Origin of the sequence: Streptomyces sp. NPDC005533 (assembly GCF_042871845.1) — a bacterium.
Taxonomy (GTDB): Bacteria; Actinomycetota; Actinomycetes; order Streptomycetales; family Streptomycetaceae; genus Streptomyces.
In genome coordinates this window covers 1-3,721 of record NZ_JBIAJH010000134.1, presented here as the reverse complement: position 1 = coordinate 3,721, position 3,721 = coordinate 1, and the positions used below count along the sequence as shown (strand labels likewise).

The window sequence follows — 3,721 nt, the reverse complement described above, 5'->3', positions numbered from 1 at the left end:
CCTTCGCCTGGCTCCACCAGTTCAAACGACTCCGCACCCGCTACGAGATACGCGCCGACCTCACCTGAGCCTGCTCCAACTCGCCTGCAGCATCATCTGCTTGAGACGACTCCGAACCTCATTCTGAAATGATCAGTCAGCCTCTTTTCATCCTGGATAGGTACAGGTCGGGAGGGTGTGGTTGGCCCGCGGTGCCGATGCGGTTGGTGGAGCAACGTGCCTGTCGGAGGATCTTCCACGGTCTGAACTGGGTAAGGGCCTGTTCGCCGGGGGTTCTGAGGCGCGCGGCCGCCGGTTGGACTGCTGCCAGCAGGCCAGCTGGATGCAGTGGTGGCGGCAGGAGGTGCGGACGGTGGCGCCGGCCCTCCGGCAGGGCGGCCTACGAGAACGGCGATCTGCCGGGTGAGGCAGGCCTGGACGGTGCCGTGGGCCCGGCCGCTGTCAGGCTGTGGGCCAGGCCCGGCAGAGCGCGGGAGAACCACAGCGGTGTGCCGTCCGGGCAGGCGATGGCCTGCACGTTCATCCCATGGCCGCGGTGCTTATCCGAGCAGTACGCCTCATCAGCGCCGATGTGCGGCCGGGACCGGGGAGAGTGCCGTCAACGATGAAAAAACCGCCCTCACCCAGACGGCCAAAGCCTCACGCCGGCCCGGCATCCCCGCCGCAAGGACGTTGGGAGTCTCGTAGGCGGGACCGCCAAGCCGTCGCCTGCAACGCCCCCAACCCGGCTCCCACCTGCGCGAACGGCCCGTTCTCCGCAGGTGGGCCAGCGTGAGCAGGGCCTGCCTGAAACAACGGGGCCTGCATCAGCGTGACTTCACCGCGCGCCGAGGATCGTGGACGAGCAAGGAGATGTGCTCCACCAGCTCGCATGGAAGTCCGGGCAAGGAAGGATGCGGAACCAACCCCCGCCAACCACCTGTCCAGCCCTCTCACACCTCAGAGCCAGGACGAAAGAGGTTCACCGGTTTTATCAGGGCCCAGCGGGCGTCGGACAGGTCGGGTAGCTAAGACTTGCGGGGCCTGCTGAAAGGTCACGGCCGGCCTGCTGGTACGGGCCGCTGACCGTGGGGTCTACCGCCCGACCGGGCGACATGACGGAAGGAGGTCTGGCTTTTTCGAACCGGACAGGAGGTTTGACTCCAAACATGGACGACCCGGCCGGGCGAAGCCCGGAGCGGTTCCATAAGGAACCGGGGCACTGGAAGAATTATCGCATCTCGGGCTACTGGCAGAGATTCTCACACCGGGCCCAGTGAAGAGATCATCCCCTTTAAAGCACCCCCACCTGGACGACGGGCCACCGACGGCACTCCCGCATGAGCGCATCCGACCGCGGCTCGAAAGCAACGACTGATGGGCCTGTGCCCGCCAGGCAAAGGCTCAGGATATGCGCCAGCCAAGCCACCTGCCCCCGCCCCCAGAACCGGAGCGCACGGGGTCGCGACCGGTGGGACTACCCGGCGCCTCATCACGGGGGACGCGCCGAGGCCGGGCCGGATGCGACAGGCCGTGACCGTTACACCAGGACAGGGGACGGCCCCTCGGCCGACTGGGCCACGTAAAGACTTAGACTCAGGCACTAAGTCGATTTGTCTGATATATACGCTATATATGGTCGGCTGCGATCAGAGCAGCCCACGTTACGAAGGGTTGAGTAGATGCCGGAAATGCCGCACGATCTGCAGGATGCCGCGGAGCAGGTCAGGAAGATCGAGTCGAACATCAAGTCCGCACCCGAGGACTGGAGCAAGAAGCGGGAGACCGCTGAACTCGTGCGCGAGCTCAAGATGACGGTAGAGCAGCAGACCTGCTGACACCGGCCAAAGTCCTGGTGTTCCCTCCGCTGCGCGGGGGGAACACATAGGCGTCCACATTGTCGTCCGGCAAGAGCCCGATGTGTGTAGGCATTCCGCGTGGCACGTGATTGGTGGGCCCAGCTCAACAACCTCACTCTACTGGCGCAGCGGCTGCCGGTTCCGTGCATCGCACTGGCTGGGTGCAGGATCCGGTCGTCCCCGGCTGTCGGCGCGACGTCCGCCTCAGAGGGCCTGACCACGTTCTCGACGGTCACAGGTGCGATGCTCCATTATCGGAGCCATGACTTCTTTGACAGTCCCGTCGTAAGCACCACGCGAAAGATATCGAGGGGCGTCTACACCTGGGGGCTAATCCGAATCTTTCACAAAAGAAGACCCGCGGAACTCCTGAGATCCTCTCAACTCCCTGGGCCAGAAACGTCTTAATCTCCGCTCGAGCCTACCAGTAGCGCTTGTGAGCTGGGGCCGTCGCCTGGTCCTTCCCCGGGGATCACGGGATCACATAAATAGGCCTCTGATCCTGTCAGAGAACAGGCCTTCGCCAGCGCCGCTCCGCGGTGCCCCGCTTGCCCCCAGACACTGCTGATACTCGTGTTTGTGGCCGGACGCAGACGAAACACATTCAGAGCGCGCCTCGCATGTGTGCTCTTACCCCACTCTTTGATGAAATTGCACCTACGGTTCGTGCAATTCGAAGAATTGGCATGAAAGTACCTTTGGACGACTCCCTCGGGAACTGCGGGAACCCCGCTCATGGCCGGTCAAGCCGGGGGCCGCTACCGGGAAGTGCCAAATGTCTGGGTCCAGTAGTTATTCGGCTGGGCAAGACCGACGCCGATCTCCTTAAATGAGCAGTCGAGAATGTTTGCGCGATGGCGCGGGCTGTGCATCCAGGCGTTCATGACCTTTTGGGGTGTGGTGTAGCCGAAGGCAACGTTCTCCCCGTACGCGATCCATCGATAGCCCACGCGGGTGGCACGAGTGGCGGGGTCAGAGCCATCGGAACCAGTGTGCGACATGGTGCGGTGGGCAGCCATGTCTCTACTGTGGTTCAGAGCTGCTGCCATCAGCTGTGCGTTAACAGTCAAACGAGAGCATCCTGCTCTAGCGCGCTCCCGGTTGACTATGGCTACAACCTCGGCGGTGGCACCAGATTTATCAGCCTGAATGCCGGCCATGGCGAGTGGCGGCACGCATGCGACACTCAGAGCGAGAGCGGCAACGGCAACGGCAACGGCAACGGCCATGAGATTGCGGTGCATTTTAATTCGGATACTGTTCAAAGTGATCTCACCTCGCATCTCGAAATGCCGGAGTTCGGGTGGCACTTCGCCCATATAGAGGAGTTTGCGGCCAGAACGTGACGTCCAGGGCCACCAAGACATCCAGCAGGCGGCCCTTACGGCGCAGAACCGTCACGAGCGTCAAGAAGGTAACTGCTAGCGACAATTAGTGACCTGACTCAGAGATTCGGCTGCAGCAGACGGCGCCGTTGTCGAGGGGTTCGCCGGCGCTCTTCGGCCAGACGAAGGGTCGGGGTGCTCGTTCCAGTCCGCGAGCCAGGTCCGGATGTCGCGTTCGACGCCCTGGTCGGAGCGGTGGACCCCGCGCCTGAGCTTCTCTGCGTGAGTTCGGCGAACCACCGCTCGACCAGGTGGAGCCAGGACGAACTGGTGGGCGTGAAGTGCATGTGGAATCGCGGATGCGCCAGCATCCACTCTTGATGTCGGGCGTCTTTGGTTCGATTATCAGGTGCACCTGGAATTCGGCGGGGACTTCCCTGTTGCGCTTGGCCAGGAACTTCTTAGACCGTGTCCTATGTGGTGAGGCGTCGTTGACGTCGGTATGGGGCGGGGCACGTGGAGTTGGATTGTTCCAGACGGGCTGTGGGAGATCGCGGA

At 62.8% G+C, this 3,721-nt stretch carries 2 protein-coding genes and 2 pseudogenes; 2 read left to right on the top strand and 2 right to left on the bottom strand.

Annotation, left to right across the window (positions count from 1 at the left end; genetic code table 11):
- A pseudogene (locus ACFYP3_RS37215) lies at window positions 1-127 on the top strand (IS5/IS1182 family transposase); the annotation flags it as partial.
- Window positions 128-147: 20 nt separating this feature from the next.
- Here the strand turns inward: ACFYP3_RS37215 and ACFYP3_RS37210 are convergent.
- Window positions 148-905 (bottom strand): annotated as a pseudogene (locus ACFYP3_RS37210) (IS5/IS1182 family transposase).
- Window positions 906-1,670: 765 nt separating this feature from the next.
- Between ACFYP3_RS37210 and ACFYP3_RS37205 the strand changes: the two are divergent.
- Window positions 1,671-1,817, top strand: a complete 147-nt coding sequence (locus ACFYP3_RS37205) for a hypothetical protein (RefSeq protein ID WP_388842521.1) — start codon at window positions 1,671-1,673, stop codon at window positions 1,815-1,817.
- A 779-nt stretch (window positions 1,818-2,596) separates the two neighbouring features.
- On the opposite strand, the gene ACFYP3_RS37200 is transcribed toward ACFYP3_RS37205, so the two are convergent.
- Window positions 2,597-3,157 carry a CAP domain-containing protein gene (locus ACFYP3_RS37200; protein WP_388842519.1) on the bottom strand — a complete coding sequence of 187 codons (561 nt, stop codon included), beginning with the start codon at window positions 3,155-3,157 and terminating at the stop codon, window positions 2,597-2,599.
- Window positions 3,158-3,721 lie beyond the last annotated feature (564 nt).

Bases quoted from the DNA above. Each gene is read 5' to 3' on its own strand.
- ACFYP3_RS37205 (WP_388842521.1), top strand. From the start codon at position 1,671: ATGCCGCACGATCTGCAGGATGCCGCGGAGCAGGTCAGGAAGATCGAG.
- ACFYP3_RS37200 (WP_388842519.1), bottom strand. From the start codon at position 3,157: ATGGGCGAAGTGCCACCCGAACTCCGGCATTTCGAGATGCGAGGTGAG.